General features: G+C 61.8%; 3 protein-coding genes. All 3 read right to left on the bottom strand.

The genetic code is table 11. From position 1 onward, the window contains the following. Positions 1 to 57 precede the first annotated feature (57 nt). Positions 58 to 192, bottom strand: a complete 135-nt coding sequence (locus WAN02_RS27775) for a hypothetical protein (RefSeq protein WP_422268453.1) — start codon at positions 190 to 192, stop codon at positions 58 to 60. A gap of 686 nt (positions 193 to 878) precedes the next feature. After that, positions 879 to 1,157: a hypothetical protein gene (locus tag WAN02_RS27780; RefSeq protein ID WP_422268455.1), complete on the bottom strand. Its 279-nt coding sequence runs from the start codon at positions 1,155 to 1,157 to the stop codon at positions 879 to 881. Between the two features lie 207 nt (positions 1,158 to 1,364). Further along, positions 1,365 to 1,829: a hypothetical protein gene (locus WAN02_RS27785; RefSeq protein WP_422268457.1), complete on the bottom strand. Its 465-nt coding sequence runs from the start codon at positions 1,827 to 1,829 to the stop codon at positions 1,365 to 1,367. Positions 1,830 to 1,966 lie beyond the last annotated feature (137 nt).

Raw genomic sequence — 1,966 nt, forward strand, 5'->3', positions numbered from 1 at the left:
CTACCTGATGTAGTGAGCACTGATCAGCACATTTTGAGCGCACTTCGGGTTGCGGTATCACGGGCAGTAGGCGTATGGCACATTCGACCCATCGCTCGGCGTCAACTGCTCGGTGATGAACGGACCAGCCCGCGTCAGATGAAAACCGGCACGCAGTTCATACACAACAATCCACGCGACGTGCCGGTCCATTACGGATTCGGTATCCCTGGTGTTAACGCTCCCGGTATCCCCGGTGTTACTTGCAACGCGGGTGCTGGTGGTCCCGGTTTGGGGATCGGTCGTCCCGGTATTTCCGGTGCTTCCGGTGGTCGCTCATCTGGCGGTATTCCCTCGGTGGCTAGAACGGGATCGCTGGTGAATCCGTTGGGATTCATGTGATCCTTGCAGAAGTTAGTAGAGTTCATCACCACCATGTATTCCCTCCACAACCCTGGCGGGTTGGGTGCCGGTGATGTAACGCCGTCTGGACAGCGCCACGTACAACTAAGAGCGCCGATACCAGCGCCACCGAATGCGAAGCTACCGCCGCCGTTAGCGGCACCGAGAATGCCGTTGACGCCGAAACCACCTGCCTCGCAATGCATATGCGAGCCGTTGATCTCGGTCGGGTAGTCGCAAAAGCCGCCTTGCGCGAACAAAGCGCCGCCACCGGACCCAACGCCGGGATACGGGCAGAGGTCGGCGTGAGCCGATCCAGCCGCGAGAAGTATTGACGCACAGAAGCCGAAAAATACCAATGAAGCGCAAGTTATGATTTTCTTCATTCTTTTCATGCGATTCCTGTACTCCAAGTTTGGGCCCTACGCATTCGGATTCTGCTCCGTCCTATCGCCCATTGTGGTCCGTTTGATCCAGCTTGCTGAATGAGCGAATGCTCAACTCGGGCTACAGGGATTGTGAAAGGCGTGGCCCTGCGTAGGCGCTCGCCGGCGCGGACGCGCGTCGGCCTCGTCGGGTACTAACAGCCTGTCGCAGATGTCGTGCAGCACGTCGCCAATCTCGCGCAACCGGTCGTCCATGGGAACCACAACCTCCGCGTCCTTGATGTCCGTGCAATGCAGGACGTAACCCGCCGCCCAAAGGTCGTTGTAGATCGTGTCGATCTCGTCGGCGGTGAAACTGGTGAGGACGGGTACGGGGTTTGGTGCTGTCACTGATGCGTCGGCTTTCGGCCGTCCGGTGAGCGCCCGTCCCCGTCGCGGCTACGGCCGGCGAGCATGCCGCAGTCGGCACGTAGCGGCGCCCCCGGGTCGATGCGGACCCTGGTTGCCCGATGGGCCAGCCAAGCCCGCGTGGCGCGCGAAGCCACCGACGACGCTCGCACCTGTGTTGCCAACCGCGTGTGACCGGGCGAACGCGGCTTACGACTGCTGACCACGATCGGCGCGACGACGCATCCTGTGCACGCTTCGGCGCAGACCCCGGACTGTGTAGCCGGCCGCCACGGCCGATGCCACAATCGTGGTGACGAATACGGGCAGCCAGCTGTCCCGGTCGTGGTCGACAGACCACCAGACAACCGAGAAAAGCACCGTGCAGGCAAATAGGACGATGTCACGCCAGCTTCCTTCATAAGAACTGGCGGCGGTGCGCAGCCGCCGTGCCGTGTCCTCCGCCACGATCAGTTCGTCGATGCGGTCGTCAATGCTGCGCCGCAACGCATCCCGCCGGACCGCCTCGATTTCAGGCAGCTGCTCGAGCAGCTCTAGGTCTTGTTTGATCCCCTCGCGCAGGTTGGGACCCCTGAGTTGTCCCACCGCAGCGCCGAATAGCGCACCACCCACGACGGGAGCTGCGCCCATCGCCATCGCTGCCATACCGGGCATTGTGACCTACCTTCCCCGCTGGAACGTCACTTCATGGTGGCCAGGTTGTGCCAAAAATTCTTGAGGCTGTCGGTGCCGCCGAAAAGCGTGGTGAAGTTCGTGGAGTCGACGAGGACGATGTCGCCGGCGCGCTGGCC

The organism is Mycobacterium sp., assembly GCF_049281135.1.
In the GTDB taxonomy this organism is placed as follows: Bacteria; Actinomycetota; Actinomycetes; order Mycobacteriales; family Mycobacteriaceae; genus Mycobacterium.

Bases quoted from the DNA above. Each gene is read 5' to 3' on its own strand.
- WAN02_RS27775 (WP_422268453.1), bottom strand. From the start codon at position 192: ATGGACCGGCACGTCGCGTGGATTGTTGTGTATGAACTGCGTGCCGGT.
- WAN02_RS27785 (WP_422268457.1), bottom strand. From the start codon at position 1,829: ATGCCCGGTATGGCAGCGATGGCGATGGGCGCAGCTCCCGTCGTGGGT.